15 protein-coding genes and 2 tRNA genes are annotated in these 20,581 nt (G+C 66.6%); 8 read left to right on the top strand and 9 right to left on the bottom strand.

All coding sequences use genetic code 11. The annotated features are described in order from the left end of the window. Positions 1 to 29 precede the first annotated feature (29 nt). From nadA to adhE, 5 genes are all read left to right on the top strand, one after another. Complete coding sequence (gene nadA / locus E3N94_RS05850; RefSeq protein WP_134569945.1) at positions 30 to 1,340, top strand: quinolinate synthase NadA; 1,311 nt, start codon at positions 30 to 32, stop codon at positions 1,338 to 1,340. A gap of 2 nt (positions 1,341 to 1,342) precedes the next feature. Continuing rightward, the gene (gene nadB, locus E3N94_RS05845) at positions 1,343 to 2,983 is read left to right on the top strand and encodes an L-aspartate oxidase (RefSeq protein WP_104100237.1); all 1,641 of its coding nucleotides are present in this window, start codon (positions 1,343 to 1,345) and stop codon (positions 2,981 to 2,983) included. Then, entirely contained in the window at positions 2,977 to 3,837 is an 861-nt protein-coding gene (gene nadC, locus E3N94_RS05840; RefSeq protein ID WP_104100238.1) for a carboxylating nicotinate-nucleotide diphosphorylase, read from the top strand. The genes nadB and nadC overlap by 7 nt, the downstream gene beginning before the upstream one ends. 11 nt (positions 3,838 to 3,848) lie before the next feature. Next, positions 3,849 to 4,994: a cysteine desulfurase family protein gene (locus E3N94_RS05835; protein WP_104100239.1), complete on the top strand. Its 1,146-nt coding sequence runs from the start codon at positions 3,849 to 3,851 to the stop codon at positions 4,992 to 4,994. Between the two features lie 264 nt (positions 4,995 to 5,258). Then, positions 5,259 to 8,045, top strand: coding sequence for a bifunctional acetaldehyde-CoA/alcohol dehydrogenase (adhE, locus tag E3N94_RS05830; protein ID WP_134569944.1), 2,787 nt, complete (start codon positions 5,259 to 5,261; stop codon positions 8,043 to 8,045). A gap of 91 nt (positions 8,046 to 8,136) precedes the next feature. Here the strand turns inward: adhE and E3N94_RS05825 are convergent, their stop codons facing one another. The 6 genes from E3N94_RS05825 to E3N94_RS05795 all read right to left on the bottom strand — a co-directional run bounded on the left by E3N94_RS05825 (position 8,137) and on the right by E3N94_RS05795 (position 13,265). Continuing rightward, on the bottom strand, positions 8,137 to 8,868 hold the full coding sequence (locus E3N94_RS05825; RefSeq protein ID WP_104100241.1) for a maleylpyruvate isomerase family mycothiol-dependent enzyme: 732 nt from the start codon (positions 8,866 to 8,868) through the stop codon (positions 8,137 to 8,139). A gap of 118 nt (positions 8,869 to 8,986) precedes the next feature. Continuing rightward, positions 8,987 to 9,571: an HNH endonuclease signature motif containing protein gene (locus tag E3N94_RS05820; RefSeq protein WP_166790070.1), complete on the bottom strand. Its 585-nt coding sequence runs from the start codon at positions 9,569 to 9,571 to the stop codon at positions 8,987 to 8,989. Positions 9,572 to 10,182: 611 nt separating this feature from the next. Continuing rightward, entirely contained in the window at positions 10,183 to 10,977 is a 795-nt protein-coding gene (locus tag E3N94_RS05810; RefSeq protein WP_104100244.1) for an ATP-binding cassette domain-containing protein, read from the bottom strand. Next, on the bottom strand, positions 10,974 to 12,014 hold the full coding sequence (locus tag E3N94_RS16810; RefSeq protein WP_104100245.1) for an ABC transporter permease: 1,041 nt from the start codon (positions 12,012 to 12,014) through the stop codon (positions 10,974 to 10,976). Before E3N94_RS16810 ends, E3N94_RS05810 begins: the two co-directional genes overlap by 4 nt. After that, entirely contained in the window at positions 12,011 to 12,973 is a 963-nt protein-coding gene (locus tag E3N94_RS05800; protein WP_104100246.1) for a sugar ABC transporter substrate-binding protein, read from the bottom strand. The genes E3N94_RS16810 and E3N94_RS05800 overlap by 4 nt, the downstream gene beginning before the upstream one ends. Positions 12,974 to 13,188: 215 nt before the next feature. Next, positions 13,189 to 13,265: transfer RNA gene (locus E3N94_RS05795), tRNA-Met, on the bottom strand. 403 nt (positions 13,266 to 13,668) lie between these two features. Here E3N94_RS05795 and E3N94_RS16475 point away from each other — a divergent pair. The 3 genes from E3N94_RS16475 to E3N94_RS05780 all read left to right on the top strand — a co-directional run bounded on the left by E3N94_RS16475 (position 13,669) and on the right by E3N94_RS05780 (position 15,875). Beyond that, positions 13,669 to 14,064, top strand: coding sequence for a discoidin domain-containing protein (locus tag E3N94_RS16475; protein ID WP_158250234.1), 396 nt, complete (start codon positions 13,669 to 13,671; stop codon positions 14,062 to 14,064). 74 nt (positions 14,065 to 14,138) lie between these two features. Continuing rightward, on the top strand, positions 14,139 to 14,795 hold the full coding sequence (locus E3N94_RS05785) for a discoidin domain-containing protein (protein WP_158250235.1): 657 nt from the start codon (positions 14,139 to 14,141) through the stop codon (positions 14,793 to 14,795). A 345-nt stretch (positions 14,796 to 15,140) separates the two neighbouring features. Continuing rightward, positions 15,141 to 15,875 (top strand): galactose oxidase-like domain-containing protein, encoded by a 735-nt coding sequence (locus E3N94_RS05780; protein WP_104100249.1) that lies wholly within the window; start codon positions 15,141 to 15,143, stop codon positions 15,873 to 15,875. A gap of 181 nt (positions 15,876 to 16,056) precedes the next feature. Here E3N94_RS05780 and E3N94_RS05775 read toward each other — a convergent pair. The 3 genes from E3N94_RS05775 to E3N94_RS05765 form a co-directional block, all read right to left on the bottom strand. Continuing rightward, positions 16,057 to 16,133, bottom strand: a tRNA-Met gene (locus tag E3N94_RS05775). A gap of 165 nt (positions 16,134 to 16,298) precedes the next feature. Next, a complete protein-coding gene (locus E3N94_RS05770) occupies positions 16,299 to 19,214 on the bottom strand; it encodes a UPF0182 family protein (RefSeq protein ID WP_174776120.1) in 2,916 nt (971 codons plus the stop codon). Between the two features lie 95 nt (positions 19,215 to 19,309). Beyond that, a complete protein-coding gene (locus E3N94_RS05765; RefSeq protein WP_104100250.1) occupies positions 19,310 to 20,413 on the bottom strand; it encodes a S16 family serine protease in 1,104 nt (367 codons plus the stop codon). Positions 20,414 to 20,581 lie beyond the last annotated feature (168 nt).

Below are 20,581 nucleotides of genomic sequence, written 5' to 3'. Positions count from 1 at the left end.
GCTTTGTATGAATATCAAGGAGTAACCGCATGACCATCGCATCGGTCGACCAGACCATTCGACTCATCAGCACGGGAGCTGCCACCGGCAGCACGTGCAGCCCCGACCTGCTCACCGCTCCGTGGGAGTTTGATTCCGGCACGCCGGGCTATGGCCCGGGGTCGTCGATGGGCGATGTCATCCCCACCGGGTCACCGCGGCAGGGTGAGCTGCCCGAGGTCTACCGTCGCGCGTCGACGGAGGAACTCGGCGACCGCATCCGTACCGCCAAGGCCACGCTCGGCGACCGGGTCGTGGTCCTCGGGCACTTTTACCAGCGCGAGGAGGTGTTGGCGCACGCGGACTTCGTGGGCGACTCCTTCCAGCTGGCGCAGGCCACGAAGAGCCGTCCGGATGCCGAGGCGATCGTCTTCTGCGGAGTGCACTTCATGGCCGAAACCGCCGACTTGCTTTCCACGCCGGAGCAGGCGGTCATACTACCCAACCTCGCCGCCGGCTGCTCGATGGCCGATATGGCCGATATCGACTCCGTCACCGATTGCTGGGAACAGCTGGAGGACCTCTACGGCAGCGAGCAGGGCGTCGACGGCCGCGTGCCCGTGATCCCGGTCACCTACATGAATTCCTCGGCCGCGCTGAAGGCGTTCTGCGGCGAGCACGGCGGCATCGTCTGCACCTCCTCCAACGCCGAGACCGTGCTCGAGTGGGCCTTCGCCCGCGGCAGCCGCGTTCTCTTCTTCCCCGACCAGCACCTCGGCCGCAACACCGCCAAGGCGATGGGGGTGCCCCTCGAGCGGATGCCGATGTGGAACCCGCGCAAGGCCCTCGGCGGCAACACGGCCGAGGAGCTCGAGGCCGCCCAGGTCGTGCTCTGGCACGGGTTCTGCAGCGTGCATAAGCGCTTCACGGTGGACCAGATCACCGCGGCCCGCCAGTCGCACCCGGACGTGCGCGTGGTCGTGCACCCGGAGTGCCCGATGGGCGTCGTCGACGCCGCCGATTCCTACGGCTCGACCGACTTCATCAAGAAGGCCATCGAGGCAGCCCCGGCCGGGTCCACGTTCGCCATCGGCACCGAGATCAACCTGGTGCAGCGGCTCGCCGCACAGCACCCCGAGCACACCATCTTCTGCCTCGACCCGGTGGTCTGCCCCTGCTCCACCATGTACCGCATCCACTCGGGCTACCTAGCCTGGGTGCTCGAAGCGCTGGTCGGCACCGCGGACCGCGCGCCCGAGGTGCTCAATCGCATCCAGGTATCGGGCGAGATTGCCGGCAACGCCCGCGTCGCCCTCGAACGGATGCTTTCCGCCAAGCCGCCCGTCTCCATCGAGGCCTGACCGTGACCCGCGTGCTCGTCGTCGGCAGTGGGCTGGCCGGACTCATCGCCGCGGTGCGTGCGACGGATGCCGGCCACCAGGTCACCCTCGTCACGAAAGCGGCCCTGCCCGACAGCAACACCCGCTGGGCCCAGGGCGGGATCGCCGCGGCCATGTTCCCCGACGACTCGGTCAAGTCACACGTACAGGACACCCTGCGAGCCGGGGCCGGACTCTGCGACCCGGTCGCAGTGCACGTGCTCTGTTCCGAGGGACCGGCTCGGGTGCGGGACCTGATCCGGTTCGGTGTGGACTTCGACCGCGACGAGTCCGGGGTGACCCGCGGACTGGAGGCTGCCCACTCCCGCTCGCGGGTGCTGCACGCCGGCGGGGACGCCACGGGCGCAGCCATCGAGGCTGCCCTCGTGGCGACGGTGCGTGAACGGGCCGCCCGCTCGCTGCGGGGCGTGGGCGCCCGCCTGCGCGTGCAGGAACACACAATGCTGGTTGATCTGACCGTGCAGGACGGTCGCGTGACCGGGGCTGTCCTCCTCGGGCCCGACGAAGCACTCCGCACGATCCTGGCCGACACGGTGATCCTGGCGACCGGCGGTGCCGGCGAGCTCTTCCCGCACACCACGAACCCGGCTCTGGCGACGGGCGACGGCGTGGCCGCCGCGTGGCGCGCGGGGGCATCCGTCGCCGACCTCGAGTTCTACCAGTTCCACCCGACCGCACTCGCCGTTCCCGGTACCCCGCTGGTCTCCGAGGCGGTGCGCGGGGAAGGCGCCGTGCTGCGAAATGCGTCGGGCCACCGCTTCATGCTCGACCTGCACCCCGATGCGGAACTCGCCCCGCGCGACATCGTGGCCAGAGGCATCGCCCGAGAAATGACCAGCCAGGGCGGCGAACCGGTGCGACTGGACGCCACCGGTCTCGGCCGCGAACTTCTCGAGCGACGCTTCCCGACCATCACCGCGGCCTGCCGTGCTGCCGACCTGGACTGGGCCGTCGAATCGATCCCGGTCGCCCCGGCGGCGCACTACTGGATGGGCGGGGTGCTCACGGATATCTGGGGCCGCACCAGCCTGCCCGGCCTGTTCGCCGTGGGGGAAGTGGCCCGCACCGGCGCCCACGGCGCCAACCGGTTGGCCTCCAACTCTCTGCTCGAGGCGGCCGTGTTCGCCGACCGGTCCGTGCGCGCGCTGCGCCTGCCGGTTCGGGTGTCGGCGGGGGTCTCGGTCGTGACCGGCTCGACCACCGGGGGGTTGCCTGCCGGCGTCGACCGTGACGCGGTACAGCAGCTGATGTGGGAGTGCGCGGGAGTGCTGCGGAGTGGGGAGAAACTCGCCGAGGCATCCGTCACCCTGGCCGACTGGGCCACCCGCCCGACGGGCCCGGACGAAACCACTGCACCTAATATGCGGGTTCGGGCATATGAAGACACCAACCTGCTCGACCTGGCGCGGGTCACCGTGGCTTCCGCCCTGGCCCGGGAGGAATCGCGCGGCGCACATCACCGCTCCGACTACCCCGACGGCCGGCCCGAGTTCGCCCGCACCGTCGCCTGGACCCGCGGCACAGCCCCGGACACAGCCGACGGCATGCGGAGCACCCTGAATCTGGACCACCCCACTGAGGCCGAGGAGGCCATTGCATGCTGACCATGAACGCCATCGACACCGTCGTGCGCGCCGCGCTCGAGGAGGACGCCCCCTGGGGTGACCTCACCTCACAGGTGCTGATCCCCGCCGACGCCGCCGCGACCGCGCAGCTGGTCGCCCGGGAATCCGGCGTCTTCAGCGGTGGTGCCGTGTTCGCGGCGGCCTTCCGACTGACCGACGCGCGCATCGTCGTTCGGATGCTCGTGGCCGACGGCACCGTCTTCGACGCCGGTGACACCCTGGCGGAAGTGTCGGGGTCCGCCCGCGGCATTCTGCAGGCGGAGCGCATCGGCTTGAACTTCGTGCAGCGCATGAGCGGGATCGCCACACTGACAGCGCTCTACGTGGCCGAGACGGCCGGCACCCGCGCCCGCATCGTCGACACCCGCAAGACCACCCCGGGCCTGCGTGTGCTGGAACGTGCCGCGGTGCGCGACGGCGGCGGCCACAACCACCGCTTCAGCCTCTCCGACGCGATCATGGCCAAGGATAACCACCTGGCCGTGCTAACCGCGGGCGGCCTGAACCTCACCGAGGCGCTCCGGCAGGTGCGCGACCGCATCTCCCACACCACGCACCTCGAGGTGGAGGTGGACCGGATCGACCAAATCGAGCTTGTGCTTGCCGCCGGCGTCGACACGATCATGCTCGACAACTTCAGCCCCGACGACCTGCGCGAGGGCGTACGCCTCACGGGCGGCCGAGCACGCGTGGAGGCCAGCGGCGGCGTCTCTCTGCTGACCGTGCGCGGCATCGCCGAGACCGGCGTCGACATCATCTCGGTCGGGGCTATCACGCACAGCGTGCGCTCCCTCGACCTCGGCCTCGACGTCGTCATCCTCACCGAGGGCTGACCGGTCCGGCCATGATCTATCTCGACAACGCCGCGACCACCCCGGTGCGACGGGAAGTTCTCGAGGTGCTCTGGCAGCAGCTCGCGGGCCGGTTCGGCAACCCGTCGAGCCACCACCGAGTGGGTGAGGCCGCGGCCGCCGCGCTGGCCGAGGCGCGGGCCATGGTCGCGGGCGTGCTCGGGTGTCGGTCGGCCGACGTTGTGTTCACGACCGGCGGCACCGAGTCCGACAACCTCGCGATCAAGGGCATCGCCCTGGGCGCTCCACGCGGCCGTCACCTCATCACGACGCCGATCGAGCACGAGGCGGTACTCGAATCCTGCGACTATCTGCGCCGCCTGCACGGCTTCGAGGTGACGCTCCTGGACCCGGATGCCTCCGGCCGGGTGGATCCGGAACAGCTCCGCGCCGTGATCCGCCCGGATACCACCCTCGTCTCGGTGCAATACGCCAACAACGAGGTCGGCACCGTTCAGCGGCTCGCGGAACTGTCAGCCATCGCCCAGGGCGCCCGCGTGCCGCTCCACACCGACGCCGTGCAGGCGGCCGGCTGGCTTTCGGTCGACGTGGGGGCTCTCGGCGTCGATGCCCTGAGCCTGTCGGGCCACAAACTCGGCGCACCTCCCGGCATCGGGGTGCTTTTCCTGCGCCGCCGCATCGCGGTCGAACCGGTGCTGCACGGCGGCGGTCAGGAGCGCGGGCGCCGCAGCGGAACGGAGAACGTGCCCGGGGCGCTGGCGCTGGCGACCGCACTGCGCCTCGCCGAGGCGGAACGCACGGAGGCAGCGCCCCGCATCACCGCGCTGCGGGATGCCTTCATCACCACGGTTCTGAGCGGCACACCGTCGGCCCGGCTCACCGGCCACCCGACGGAGCGTCTGCCGGGCACCGCCTCGTTCGTCTTCCCGGGCACGAGCGGCGAGGCGGTGTTGCTCGAGCTGGAACAGCGCGGCATCGTCTGCTCGAGCGGGTCGGCCTGCGCGGCCGACAGTGACGAACCGTCCCACGTGCTGACCGCTCTGGGCATCCCGGCTGAGGTCGCCCAGACCGCCGTGCGGTTCACGCTGGCATCGACGACCACAGCAGCGGATGCGTCTGAAGCGGCCGCATCCGTTCAGGCCGCCGTGGGCACCGTCCGCAGTCTCGGCCGAGGCTGACCTGCCGGCGCTTCAGGCCCGGCTTCGCGCGCGTGACGCGCGCGTGCACGCGCGCGCCTGAAACCGAACTTACTGCGAGTTGTCAGACAATTTCCGAAGGTTTCGTTCCTCGCGGCGAAGATGCCCCCGATCAGCTAATCTGCTGACGGTGACCGACCCTGGACCGCTGACTGCACGTCCCTCGACGTGCGGCCGTCTGGCCAGCGCCCTAAGGTTATAAGTAAGAGGCGATAAGCCCAAGGTGGGCCGCCAAAAAGGGACACAATGACAATAATCGACAAACCAGTCACCGAGTCACTTGCCACTCAAATTGACTCTCTGGTTAAAGCCGCTCAGGTCGCGCTTCTGGATTACGCGAACTTCACGCAGGAACAAATCGACCACATCGTTAAGAAAGCCTCGGTGGCTGCTCTCAGCAAACACGCCGAGCTTGCCGTTCACGCCGTAGCCGAAACCGGCCGTGGCGTATTCGAAGATAAGGCCGTTAAAAATCTTTTCGCATGCGAACACGTTACGAACTCGATGCAAAACCTTAAGACCGTCGGCGTTATCAGCCGAGACGACATTACCGGCATTACTGAGATCGCTGAGCCGGTCGGCGTGATTTGCGGTGTGACCCCCGTTACGAACCCCACCTCGACCGCGATCTTCAAGTCGCTCATCGCACTGAAGACCCGCAACCCGATTGTTTTCGGTTTCCACCCGGGCGCCCAGCAGTCCTCTGTGGCCGCAGCGCGCGTCGTGCGCGACGCCGCCATCCTCGCCGGTGCACCGGCAAACTGCATCCAGTGGGTTGAAACGCCGTCCCTCGAGGCCACCAGCCTGCTGATGAACCACCCGGGCGTCGCAACCATCCTCGCCACCGGTGGCAACGCCATGGTCCGGGCCGCGTACTCCTGCGGCAAGCCCGCCCTCGGCGTCGGAGCGGGCAACGTTCCCGCCTTCATCGAGAAAAGCGCCAAGCTCAAGCGTGCCATCAACGACGTCGTGCTCTCCAAGTCTTTCGACTACGGCATGATCTGCGCGTCGGAGCAGGCCGTCATCATCGAAGAGCCGCTCTACGCAGAAGCCATGGCCGAGTTCAAGATCCTGCACACCTACCTGGTCACCCCGGCCGAGAAGCTTCTCCTCGAGGACTACATCTTCGGAGTCCAGGCCAACTCGACCAACTGTGGCGAGGCCAAGCTCAACGCCGCCGTCGTCGGCAAGTCGCCGGTCTGGATCGCCCAGCAGGCCGGATTCACCATCCCGGCCGACACATCGATCATCCTGGTCGAGGTCGCCGGAGTGGGACCGAACGAGCCGATGACCCGCGAAAAGCTGGCACCCGTTCTCGCCGTGCTGCATGCCAAGGACGCTGAAGAGGGCATTTCGCTCTCCGAGCAGATGGTTGAATTCGACGGCCTCGGCCACTCGGGCTCCATCCACAGCGAAAACCCGGCCATCATCGAAGAGTTCGGAACCCGCGTCAAGGCGGTCCGGATCATCACCAACGCTCCCAGCTCGCTCGGTGGTATCGGTGACATCTACAACGCGTTCATCCCGTCATTGACACTCGGCTGTGGCTCGTACGGACACAACTCCGTCTCGAACAACGTCTCCGCGATCAACCTCATCAACGTCAAGCGCATCGGCAGAAGGAACAACAACTTGCAGTGGTTCAAGGTCCCCGCCAAGACGTACTTCGAGCCGAACGCCATCCGTTACCTGGCGGACATGCGCAACGTCGAACGTGTCACGATCGTGACCGACTCGACCATGACCCGCCTCGGTTTCGTCGACAAGATCCTCGACATCCTGAACCGGCGCGAGGGCCGCGTCGCACTGCAGATCATCGACAACGTGCTGCCCGAACCGACCGTCTCAGCGGTCGAAAAGGGTGCCGCCGAAATGCGGGCCTTCAAGCCTGACACCATCATCGCCCTCGGCGGCGGCTCGCCGATGGACGCCGCGAAGGTCATGTGGCTGCTGTACGAACACCCCGAAATCGAATTCTCCGACATGAAGGAAAAGTTCTTCGACGTGCGCAAGCGCGCGTTCAAGTTCCCCGACCTCGGCGAACTGGCCAAGCTCGTCTGCATCCCCACCACTTCGGGCACCGGTTCGGAAATGACCCCGTTCGCCGTGATCACCGACGAAGTCACCGGAGTCAAGTACCCGCTCGCGGACTACGCCCTCCTGCCGACCGTCGCGATCATCGACCCCGTGCTCACGGCCATGATGCCGTCGTTCCTGGTTGCTGACTCGGGTTTCGACGCTCTCACACACGCCACCGAGGCCTACGTGTCCGTCTACGCGAACGACTTCACCGACGGCCTCTGCCTGCACGCGATCAAGCTGATCTTCGAGAACATCGTGACCAGCGTCAACGGCACCACCGCCAGCACCGACGGTGAGGTCATCAAGGCCCGCGAGAAGATGCACAACGCCTCGTCGATCGCCGGGATGGCGTTCGGCAACGCGTTCCTGGGTATTTGTCACGCGATGGCTCACGTCACCGGCGCGCAGCTCCACCTGATCCACGGCCGGGTCAACGCGACCTACCTGCCGCACGTGATCCGTTACAACGGCCTCATCCCCACCAAGCTCACCAGCTGGCCCAAGTACGAGAGCTACATCGCCCCGGAGCGCTTCCAGCAGATCGCGAAGCACCTCGGCCTCCCGGCGTCGACCCCGGCGGAGGGCGTCGAGTCCTACGCCCTGGCCGTGGAGAAGCTGCGCGACCTGGCCGGCATCAAGCCGTCCTTCCAGGCGCAGGGTGTGCCGGAAGAGGACTTCATCAGCCGCCTCGACAGCCTGGCCATGGGTGCTTACGGTGACCAGTGCGCACCGGCCAACCCGCGCATGCCGATGCTCGACGACATGCACACCATCATGGAGGCCGCGTACTACGGCACCTCTNCTCGACGACATGCACACCATCATGGAGGCCGCGTACTACGGCACCTCTTTCAACGAGGTCCGCGCCGCTCGCGCGGCCGTCGAAGCAGTGGCACCGGCCGAAGAAAAGAAGTCGGCCCGCAAGGCAGGCAAGTAGCCGTCACCGCCTGATTGACTGGGGAACGGCCCCGCACCTGTTGGTGCGGGGCCGTTCTCGTGTACGGCCCACCCTGTGGCAGGAGCGAGCCTGGTCACAGTCGGTTCAGAGCCAGCGCGCTGCCACGGGGGTCTCCCCCGCATCGGAAGTAACGCCCGATCGGGCACGGCCGGCGGCCCAGGCGGCCAGGTCGGCGAGCGACCCCGTGACCTGGTCGGCGGCATCCGGATCGCCGTAGCCTGTGTGCGTCGAATCCGTCGCGGTGAGCCGGCGGCCCGCGTCCCCCCGGGAGGCCCAGGCACCGACGATCTCGCCGAGAAGCCGGTCGAATGCCTCCTCCGGCAGGTCCCGGAAGCCGGCACCGTGGTTGAGGTCGACGGCGTGGATCCAGAGTTCGCGGGTGCGCATCCAGATCGTGTCCCGCAGCGGCACCATGGCACCCTGCCCGTTCCTGACCGGAACGACCCAGCGGTCGTCCGCCAGCGCCAGCCAGCGTCGGTCCAGGTCGGCGGCCGAGTCCGCCCAGGATTCACGGACCGCATCGGAACTGAGGATGCTGCCCGCGACGATCTCCGCATTCCGCGCCTCCATCGAGGCAAACATCACCGTCTCGGCTCCGGTGTCGGCCCACTGTGCCAGCCGTCCGATCGCACGGGTGTTGGACGCGACGTGCGCGACGACCTGGCGCCGGGTCCAGCCCGGCAGCAGGGAGTCCCCGTCGAGTTCATCGTCTGTGAGCCCCTGCAGTTCGCGACCGAAGAATTCCGTGCCCCGCCGGGCGAGGTCCAGCGTCAACCGGCGTGCAGAAAGCTCAAACGGATCGTGGGGTGCGCTCATGGGGCCCCTTTCTCGAGTCAACGCGTATGGTCCCCACGCTACCCGGCGACCCACCCTCCCCAACGTTCCCTCGACGATGGTCGAGCCTGTCGAGACCGAGACCGTGACCAGGGACCCCCTATCCGTTTCCCCGTTCGACCGCGTCCGTCATCCGGGGGCGGGACTTGGTCTCATTCCGCCATTTGAGGGCCCCGGTCTCCAGCCAGGGTGGTGCCATGATCTGCACGGCGCCGCGGACCATCCGGATTGCCCAGCCGGAGGCGGCGAGGTAGCGGTGATGCCACCAGCACAAACAGACGCCGTTGTCGGTGTGCGTCGGTCCGCCCTCGGAGTGCGGGATCACGTGGTGGATCTCGGTCATCCCGGCCGGGATTTTGCAGCCCGGGATGACGCAGGTGCCGTCGCGGAGCTGAATCGCCCGGCGTTGCGCGGCGGTGAAGCAGCGTTCGGGTGAGCCGAGGGCGATGATGCGTCCCTCGTCGGTGATGACGACTTTCTGCTGACCGCCGTTGCTGATCAGGTCCGTGACGGCGCTGATCGAGATCGGGGTTTCGACGCCGTCGATCCAGCCGACGCCGCGGCCCTGACCGAAGTCCGCGTTCAGGTCCTGTTCCCGCACACTGACCAGAACCGTGGCCGGGGCGCCGCCGATGGTCGGGGCCTCCCCGGCCCGGGAGACGACGTCGAGGATCACGGCGAGCACGTCGTGGCGCCGCTGGTCGGGACCCGTCGGGCGCGAGCACGGCCCTCCAGACCGCACCCTGCAACCGGATCTCATCCGCCGACGCCGGCACCGACGCCGGCACCGGGGTCTCGGAGCTGGTGCCGGTGGCCGAGGCGACCAGCTCGCTCTCGGCTGCCTGCACCGAGTCCAGGTCGGTGTACCGCAGCGTCGGCGTCAACGCGGTGAGAATCGCGTCGGCCGTGTCGACGCCGATCGCCCCGGCGGCCAGGCCGATGGCCGTGGCGGGGAAGGTGGGCGGCAGCGGTTCGCCACCCCGGGGAGCGGCCGGTGCGCAGCTGCGTGCCCAACCGCGTCCGTCGCCCCGCGGTCGGCCCGGAGACGAGCGTCAGACGCTCGAGTAGTTCTCCGGCGGTGCGGCAGCCCCGCGACCGCCCGAGCCGCCGCGGACAGGCCGTGCGCGGCATCCGCTTCGGGCTGTTCCAGGAGGTTGGTCACGGGATAATTTTACCCTGACTAGAACCTGAAATTCAGAGTGACTCACCAATAACGCAAACTAGTTTAGTAGATGTATACGAATGAATCAGCGCCTTTCCACCGCCCGCGCGGCGACGGGGCGGCCATCTCAGGCCCTACGCACGCTCCAGTTCGTGGGCCAGCGCCTCAAGTTCGGCCCCTCCCGCCATCAGCGCGGTCATCTCTTCGATCGTGATCTCACTCTTGGCGAAATCACCCATACTGGTGCCGCGCTGCAGCAGCAGGAAACGGTCGCCGACCGGATAGGCGTGGTGCGGATTGTGCGTGATAAAGACGACGCCGAGCCCGCGGTCCCTGGCCCGGGCGATGTACGAGAGCACCACCCCGGCCTGCTTGACCCCCAGGGCCGACGTGGGTTCGTCGAGAATGACGACCTTCGCCCCGAAATGCACGGCGCGTGCGATGGCGACGGATTGCCGTTCCCCGCCGGAAAGCGTTCCGATCGGCTGGTCCACGTCGCGTAGGTTGATGCCCATCCGGGCGAGCTCGTTTTTGGTCGTGGCCCGCATGCCGGTGACATCGAGGCGCCGCAGCGGGCCTCGGCCTCGGGTGAGCTCGGAACCGAGGAAGAAGTTGCGCCACACCGGCATCAACGGCACCACGGCCAGGTCCTGGTAGGCGGTGGCGATGCCGAGGGAGAGCGCCTCCCGCGGATGCGCGAATCGGCGCTCCACCCCGAAGACGCGCAGGCTGCCCTCCGAGTGCTGGTGGGCACCGGAGAGGATCTTGATGAACGTTGACTTGCCCGCGCCGTTGTCGCCCAGCACGCAGAGCACTTCCCCGGCGCCGACGGATGCCGACACGCCCGCCAACGCCCGCACCGAACCGTAGGACTTCCCGATGTCATGCACCTCGAGAATCGGCTCCGGACGGATCGGGGCCGGCGTCATGCGCGCACCCCGGACTGGCGGCGAACGAGCAGGTTTACAAGCACGGCGAGCAGCAGCATCCCGCCGAGAAATGCCTTGAGCCAATTGTTGTCCCACTGGGCGAACACGATGCCCTGCAGGGTCATCCCGTAGATCAGGGCTCCGAGGGCCGCGCCAATCGCCGATCCGTAACCGCCGGTGAGCAGGCATCCGCCCACGACGGCACAGATGATGTAGATGAATTCCTGACCGACCCCGGTCGTGGCCTGCACGGTCGACACGTCGAAGAGCTGAAGCATGCCGACGAGCCAGCCGGCACCGGCCGTGGTCATGAACAGCCCGAGCTTGACCTTGAACACGGGAACGCCGACCTGCCGGGAGCTCGTGACCTGGCCGCCGACGGCGAAGATCCAGTTGCCGGGCCGGGTGCGCAGCAGCACCCAGGTGGCCAGCGCGGTGAACGCGATCCACCAGACGATCGAGATCTTGACGTCCATGCCCAGGAACGGGAACGAGGAGCCGAAGAAGACCTTGACCTGGTCGAACCCGGGCACCGCCCCCATCCCCTGAATGGCGACGCTGCCCGTGAAGAGTTTCGTCAACGCCAGGTTGCAGCCCTGCAGGATGAAGAAGGCCGCGAGGGTCACGATGAAGCTCGGCAGGCCGGTCTTCATGACGACCCAGGCGTTCCCGGCGCCGATCAGGAGGGCCACCGCGAGGGCCAGCACGAGGGCGAACCAGATGTTCAGCTCCCACTGAGTGGTGACCACGCCGACGATGAGCCCCGTGGTGCCCGTCATCGCGCCCGCCGAGAGGTCGAACTCCCCGCCGATCATGAGCAGGGCGACGGCCACGGCCATGATGCCGAACAGGGAGGCCGAGTAGAGCCAGGTGGAGATGCCCGCGGGAGTCAGGAACGCCTGCGTGGAGAGCGAGAAGAAGAGGAAGATCGCCAGGGTCGCCACGAGTGCGCCGACCTCAGGCCTGCGCAGCAGGGTGGGCAGCGGATGCGCCCTCGTCGGCCGTTCATCGATCCCCGCGCCCACAGCGACGGTCATCTCGTGCCGTTCTCCGCGAACTTCGCGACCTGGGCCGCGTTGTCCTTCGTCACGAAGCCCGGGCCTGAATAGACCGGCAGCCCGCCGCCGACGACGTCGCCGTTGCGCTTCTGCAGGGTGAGGAAGGTCACGGGCAGGTAGCCCTGGGAGTACGGCTGCTGGTCGACCGCGAACAGTATCTTGCCGCCCTGGATGAGCCGGGTCACGTCGGCGGACACGTCGAACGTGGCCAGCGTGGCTGGGCTTTTCGCCTCGTCGATGGCCTGGCTCGCGGCCACGGCGACCCCGGTCTGCAGGGTGAGGACGGCGTCGATGGACGGGTCGGCCAGGAGTTTGCTCTTGATGGTGTTCTGGGCATCCGCGAGGTTGGCGACGTCGACCTGCACGTTGCTGACGTCCGCGCCGACCGTGTCGGCGGCACCCGTGCAGCGTTCTTCGAGCCCCGAGTTGCCGGCCTCGTGGATGATGCAGATCACGTTGGTCACGTCGGCGGCGGCCAGCTGTTCACCGGCTCCCTGGCCCGCGATGAACTCGCTCTGGCCGACGTGGGTCTGGGCGCCGAATTCGACGGACTTCTCCAGGCCCGAGTTGATGGTGATCACTGGGATGCCGGCGGCAACGGCTTTCTCGACGGCGCTCTTCACGCCGTCGGGGTTCGCCATCGAGATGATGAGCCCGTCGGGCTGGGCCGCGATGGCCGCTTCGATCAGCTGGCTCTGCTTGACCGGGTCGCCGTCGCCCTGATACGTGACCGTGGCTCCGAGGTCGGTGCCTGCCTGCTCGGCGCCGCTCTTGACGACGTCCCAGAAGGAATCGCCCGCGGTGCCGTGAGTGACCACGGCGATGGTGACCGGCTCCCCTGCCGCTCCCCCGTCAGCATCCGTTCCCGTGGCGGTGCACCCCGTCAGCGCCAGCGACGCGACACCGAAAACGGCCAGCAGGCTGATCTTGAGCTTCATATCTGAACTGTTCCCGACTGTCGTGCGGCGGCCTGAAACAGCGAGGTTTCGCCGGTGACCTGATGCATATCGAACTTACTGGACCGGGGGCCCGCTCGATTCAGATCGATTCGAACCAGTGGCATGAGTGACTCCTTCGTGACGATTCGTTCGGCGCACAGCCACGTGTGCCTGACACAAAAAAGCCCCCGGAACCGTGTGGTTCCGGGGGCTGATGGTTGCGGGGGCAGGATTTGAACCTACGACCTCTGGGTTATGAGCCCAGCGAGCTACCGAACTGCTCCACCCCGCGCTGCAAATACAAACTTACCACAGCCTCGGGTTGTGAAACGCATGGTCAGACCTCAGTGTGATGGCCACGCTCTGGGTACTCCTGAAACCGCTTTCGATAGAAAGAGATTCACCCGTGACCGTTCTCACAGAAGTCCTGTCCGACACCGCCGCTTATGCCGACGGCTTCGGCGACAAGTCCGGAAACTGATTCCGGACGTCCTGGGCGGCCGCGCGCGACGCTGTGCCGGGGATGTCGACGTTCGTCGAATTGCTCTCCCCACACCCTTCCATTGACGGTGGATCTGGGTTTCTATCGACAGTGCCTGCACCTTCCCCCAGTACCCAACGAGTATTCCGCATGCGCCGCAACCCGACTGCTGCCCGGCTTCTCGTCCACTCCGCTGCCGCGCACAGGGTGGACCGTGACCGCGAGTGACCAGGAAACCACAGGTGAGAACGGCGCAGCCGTTAATGTGCTCGACGGCAACGCCTCGACCTACTGGCACAGTGAGTGGAGCGGAACCGCGGTGCCGCTGCCCCATTCGATCACCATCGACATGTACAAAACCGACACCGTCGCAGCCCTGAAGTACCTGCCGCGCACATGCAGTTCGAATGGACGAATCGGCCGTTTCGAGATCCATGCCAGCCCGGATGGCACGAACTGGGGTGCCGCCGTCGCAACAGGAACCTGGGCCGAGAACGCGTTGGAGAAGACGACGGGATTCACCCCTGTGGCGACACGTTTCATCCGGCTGACCGCGATCACGGAGGCAGGTAGCCGCGGCCCTGGACCAGCGCCGCCGAACTCCATCTGATCGCAGAAACAGGCACCACCCAGCCGCCCCCACCCGCGCCAGCGCCGACGGCGCTCACCCGGACCGGCTGGATAGTGACGGCGAGCGAGCAAGAGACAACCCGCGAAAGCGGCGGCGCCGCGAACATGCTCGACGGCAACCTCACCACGATCTGGCACTCCCAGTACTCCCCCACGTTGATCCCGTTTCCGCACAGCATTGTTCTCGACGTGCGGGCGATCAACGAGGTCTCCGGCTTCACCTACACCCCGAGGTCCGGCACGTCCCGGAACGGCGCCATCGGCCAATACGCCATCGCCGTGAGCTCCGACGGAACGAGCTGGAGTGCACCGGTCGCCAGCGGAATCTGGGCTGACAACAGCCAGGCGAAGGCCCTCACGTTCCCGGCTGTTCAGGCGCGATACGTTCGCCTGACCGCGACGACCGAGGCCGGCAATCGCGGACAGTGGACCACGGCGGCAGCCCTCCTGCCCGGCAACAAAGTGCTCACCTGGTTCTCGTACTCCAACACGACCTTCGGCGGGGCCAACGGCAAGACCCAGACCGCCATCCTCGCTCTGAACACCGGCGTGGTCACCCCGCTTACTGTCGCTAATACGGGGCACGACATGTTCTGCCCCGGAGTGTCGATCCTCCCGGACGGCAGGATCCTGATCAGCGGGGGGAGCAACGCCGCCTCGTCGACGATCTACGACCCGGCGACCACACGTGGTCAGCCGCCACACCCATGAACATCCCGCGCGCCTATCAGTCGAACGTCACGCTCTGCAATAGGCAAGTGTTCCTTCTCGGCGGTTCCTGGGCGGGCGGCCAGGGCGGTAAGAACGGTGAAATCTGATCGACTAGCGCCGGGTGGCGCGGGCTGGCCAACGCGCCTGTCGCACCGATCCTGACGAACGACCCGCAAGGGGTGTTCCGATCCGACAACCACGCGTGGCTGTTCGCGGTGGCCGACGGGAAGGTGTTCCATGCGGCCCGAGCCGTCGGATGAACATGTACACGACCAGCAGCACCAGCGCTGTTCAGGATCTTGGTCTCCGGGCCGACAGTGGTGACGCGATGAACGGAATGCGGTCATGTACGACGTCGGCAAGATACTCACCCTCGGTGGCTCGCCCGCGTACCAGGACAGTGACGCGACCGCGCGGGCCTATGCAATCGACATCAACAATGGTGTCAAGGTGACGCGAACCGGCGACATGGCGGCGCGACGGGCTTTCTTGAACTCTGTCGTGCTGCCCGACGGACAGGTTCTGGCATTGGGCGGTCAGGCGTACGCGAAGCAGTTCTCGGACGCACCGGCCGCCATGGCGCCTGAGGTTTGGAACCCGGCGACAGGTAAGTTCACCGCGCTCGCGCCGATGACTGCGCCACGCACGTGTCACAGCGTGGGGCTACTGCTGCCTGATGCCCGGGTCTTCGTCGGCGTTGGCGGCCTCTGCGGCACCTGCACGACCAACCACCCGGACGGGCAGATATTCACCCCGCCCTACCTGTTCAACGCCGACGGCACCGCCCGCCCTCGTCCATCGATCACCACGGCGCCTACCGCTGCGGTGCGGGGTTCCACCATCCACATAACGACGTCCGGGCCCACACCAGCGTTCCCCCTCATCCGCATGAGCACGGTCACCCACTCGATCAACACTGACCAGCGTCGCATCCCACTCACGCCCACCGGCGTAACCGGTAATGTCGCATCCCTGACGATTCCGTCCGATCCGGGAGTCGTGGTCCCCGGGCATTATCTCCTGTTCGCCATGGACGTTAACGGGGTGCCGAGCGTCGCCCAGACGATCCGGATCGGGTAGTCGGACTACGGCCGTGATGAATGTGGAGTCAGGGCGATGGCCTCCCCGACACTTTCTCTGAAAAGTCCGGACATTCACTGGCTCCTGTGAGTTAAAGCAGAAAGACCGGTGCAGCATTTCTGCTGAACCGGCCCTTCTGTGTACGTGATGAAAATCACGGTGGCATTGCCTGAAACGCCCTTGGTTGCGGGGGCAGGATTTGAACCTACGACCTCTGGGTTATGAGCCCAGCGAGCTACCGAACTGCTCCACCCCGCGCTACAACGATAAATTTACCACAGCCTCCGGCGCGGTCCGACCACACGGGCTGCGGAACCGGCCGTCCCGGCCCGCGGAACGCGGATGCCGCGCCGTTCCGCGGGAGGCGTGCCCCCGGCTAAACGGCGCAGCACCCGCGCAGCGGATGAAGCGGCGAACGACTCGCTACTGGTCGAGCAGCACCAGCATTTCGGCGATCGCATCGCTCAGCTTCTTGTCGGCTATTCCATAGGCGGTGAAGTCACCGGTCGTCAGGGCCGCCTGCTTCTCGGTGACGGCCAGCTTGGCCACGGCGAGGAGCGACTTCAGTTGAGCATCCGTCGCCGGGTCACCGGTCGACGTCGATGGGGTGGTTTCGCCCTCGGCAGGGGCCTCCCCCTCCACGGGCGTCTCGGACGGCGGCACATCGGTGTCTCCGGCGCTGGCGCCGGAGTCGCCTCCGAAGAGCACGTCAAGCGCCTTGTCCAGCGTGTCCTCGAACGCGATCTGATCTCCGAAGGCGACGAGCACCTTCTGCAGCAGCGGGTAGCTGGTCTCACCCGTGGACTGCACGTAAACCGGCTGCACGTAGAGCAGGCCGCCACCCACAGGCACGGTGAGCAGGTTTCCGTTGAGCACCTTCGACTGGCCCTGCTTCAGCAGGTTCAACTGTTGTGAGACGGTCGGGTCCGCGTTGAACTTGGCCTGCACCTGGCCGGGGCCAGGCACGGTCACGTCCTCCGGCAGGTTGAGCAGGCGGAGCTTCCCGTAGCCTTCCGCCCGCACCCCGTCGGTCGAACCGGCATCCGCGTCGACCGCGAGGTAGCCGGTCAGAACGTTCCGGCTCGTCGCGCCGCTCGCGTCCGGGATGAACGTGGTGTACAGCGAGAAGGATGGCTTCTCCTGGCCTGGAACCTGCATGGTCAGGTAGTAGGGCGGCTGTAGGGTCGTGTTCGTCGACGGCGACACCGGGTCGTTCGGCGTCGTCCAGGCGTCGTCAACCGAGTAAAAGGAACCCGGGTCGGTGACGTGGTACTTACCCAGAACCCGGCGCTGCACCTTGAACATGTCCGCCGGGTAGCGAACGTGGCTCATCAGGTCGCCGCTCATCTCGGTCATCGGCTTGATCGTCGACGGGAAGATCTTCTGCCAGGTCTTGAGCAGCGGATCCTCGTCGTCCCAGGCGTAGAGGGTGACCTCGCCGTCGTAGGCGTCGACCGTGGCCTTGACCGAGTTGCGCATGTAGTTGATGTTGTCGAGCGCGAATGGCTGCGGGGGCGTTTCCGTGTCGGCGATCGCGTCGCTCAGGCCCACGGAAGTGGAGTACGGGTAGTCGGCCGAGGTGGTGTAGCCGTCGACGATCCACTTGAGCTTACCGTCGACGATCGACGGGTAGGCGTCGGAGTCGAGGGTCAGGTACGGAGCCACCTTCTGCACCCGGGTGACCGGGTCACGGTCGTAAAGGATCTGTGATTTCTCGTTCACGGCGTTGGCCAGGAAGATCTGCTCCGACTGGAACTTGAGCGCGTAGATCAGCTTGTTGAACGCGTTGTCGAGCTTCGGCCCACCGTCGCCCGTGAACGTCGTGTAGGTCTGTTGCGCCCCATCCGTGCCCGACGGGTAGTCGAGTTCGACCGGCTTGCTGTCCTTGGGCGCACCCACGATGGAGTACGGCGGCGACGTCTCGCCGAAGTAAATCCGCGGTTCGTATTCGGGCAGCGACCCGGTGGTCGGGATGCCGGACTCGAGGAACACGGGCTGGCCGGCGGCCGAGCGCTGGTTGCCGTAGGCCGCCACGACGCCGTAGCCGTGCGTGTAGACCACGGTCGAGTTGACCCAGGTGTTGCCGGCGTTCAAACCGGCCAGGTTGAGGTCGCGCACGGTGACCACTGTGTCCTGGGACTTGCCGTCAATCGGGTACCGGTCGACGTCGAGGTTTTGCGGAAATTGATAATACTGCTTGAACTGCTCGAGCTGGGAGAACGCGTCGCTGACCAGAGCAGGGTCGAGAATACGGATGTTAGCGGTCGTCTCTGCGTCGGCGCGCAAGGCGCCGGGCGCGGCCGTCGTGATCGCGTTGTACGGAATCTCTTCCACATCCGCCAGGTCGTAGGCGTCGCGGGTGAGATCGATGTTGCGTTGAATATAGGGTTCTTCGAGCGTTTTGGCGCTCGGCACCACCTGGAAGCGCTGCACGACCCACGGGTACAGCGAGCCGAGCAGGAGACTGCTCACGATCAACAGCGCGGTGCCGACAATGGGCAGGCGCCAGCGGCCGATGAAGGCCGTGAGGAGGAACAGGATAGCGACGACGGCGGCGATTCCGGCCAGGATGGCGCGGCCCGGAATCGTGGCGTTCACGTCGGTGTAGCCGGCGCCGGTGATGATGTCGTTGGTGTTGGTCAGCGTGGAGTACTGGTCGAGCCAGATACTCACGGCCTGCAGCATCAGGTAAAGGGCTGCCGTGCTGGCAATCTGGATGCGGGCGGCCTTGGAAACCATGACCTCGCGCCCGCTCACCCTGATCGAGCCATACAGGTAGCTCGTAGCCGCGGCGACGAGGGCCGAGATGAGCACCACGGCCGACGCGAAGCCGAGCACGGAGTGCAGGAAGGGGAGATCGAACAGATAGAACGAGATGTCCAGTTTGAATTGGGGGTCAACTCGGCCGGTGTCCGTGCGGTTCAGCCACATCAGAACGACCTGCCAGCGGGTAGCCGCGGCGACGCCGGCGAACAGACCTAGCAGAGCCGGGATGCCGTACATGGCGAGGCGGCGCAGCGGCTCGATGACCTGCTGGTAGCGGTCGAGCTGCGAGTTGAGCTTCGCATAGACCGGCCGCAAGCGGTAAGCGATCTGGATGCTCGCCCAGACGGGGACCGCCATCGCTACGAACCCGATCAGAAACAGCACGGCACCGGCGAACCACTGCGTGGTCAGCACGGCTAGGAAGCCCAACTGGTCGAACCAGAGAACGTCGGCATATAGCCCGGCGAAAACGAAGAAGATGATCACCAGCCCCGCGATAATCGCTGCCGTAATGGCAAGGGGAGCACGGCTGCGCTGTGGCGCGGGAGCGCTTCGGGCTTGTTGTGACGTCACGAATTGGCCTCTTGATCTCGAAATCGGCGGTCATCGCCCATTCTAGACAGCCGCCGCGAACGAAAGCCGCACATTCGCTGGGCAGCGGCCCGGGGTTAGCCGAGTGCGCACTGCTCCAGTGCGTCGGTGTCCGAACCGGTGCGGATGGCGTCCAGCGCGGCCAGCGCGTCGTCGAGGGTGTCCACGGAAAAGACCGTCATCCCGTCGGGCACGTGACCGGTGACCTCGTCGCAGTTGTCGGCGGGCGCGAGGAACCAATCGGCGCCGCTTCGGTCGGCACCGATCAGCTTCTGTCGGATACCGCCGATCTGACCCACCTCGCCGGCCTGGTTTACCGTGCCGGTGCCCGCGACATCCTCACCGCCCTGAATAAAGCCGGAGGTGAGCGTGTCGATGATGCCGAGGGCGAACATCATGCCCGCGCTGGGCCCGCCGACCGAGTCGAGTTCGATCGTGACGTCGAAGGGGAAGTCGTAGTCGCTCGTCACATTGATGCCCACCACGACGGCGTCGCCCGATTCAACCGGGGTGACCTGCACCGTCTCGCTGGCGCCGTCCCGGATGATTCCGATGGAGGCGGCGTCGTCGACACCGTTTCGCGTCAGCGCGTCCCGCAGGGCCGTGATGTCGGCGACCTCTTCACCGTTCACCGAGACCACCTCGTCGCCGGCTTCGATGGCTCCCTCGGCGGGCGAGTCGCCCGGCAGGGAGACGACCGAGAGGATCGTCGGGTAGTCATAGTCGAGGCTGGTCAGAGCGGCGGCGATCGCATCCTGCTGCGAATTCACCATCTGCGCCTGGCTCTGCTCCTCGCGCTGCTTCGTGCTCACGTCGGGCGGGAACGCCGACTCGATCGGGATCACGGCCTGGTTCGGGTCGAGCCAGGCTGCGGCGACCGTCAGCCAGCTCGGCCGGTTGTCGGGGTTGCCCAGCAGCGACACGGTCAGCAGGTCGAGGCTGCCCTCGGTCGGGTAAACGGGTTCGCCGGAGATGGAGATGAGCGGCACCTGCTTGCCGTCCTGTTCGGCCGTGCCGATGGTGTTGTAGACCGGTCCTGGCTTCTCGATCACATACGGTGACGGCGTCACGGCGAGGATGAGGCCGATGACCATCGCGATCCCGAGCACCACCCAGCCTGTCCCGACGGCGCGCGCGGATCGGTCGGGCGGCTGTACTGGGTGATCGGTGAAGAGGGCCACCGGTCTCCTTCCAGGGAATGTGCTGGCTGTTCGCGGCAGGCGGACACCGGTTTACCAGCGTAGGTCATTTCCCAGTCCGCGCCGGGGATCTCCGGCTAGCGTAGGAGGACGCGACTGAGAGGTGCCTGAAGTGGCCGACGACGACTCCCGACCCGACGAGGGTCACAA

This window comes from Cryobacterium sp. Sr3 (assembly GCF_004402835.1).
Taxonomy (GTDB): Bacteria; Actinomycetota; Actinomycetes; order Actinomycetales; family Microbacteriaceae; genus Cryobacterium; species Cryobacterium sandaracinum.
The sequence above is the reverse complement of the archived record's forward strand: the minus strand, read 5'-3'. Positions and strand labels throughout refer to the sequence as shown.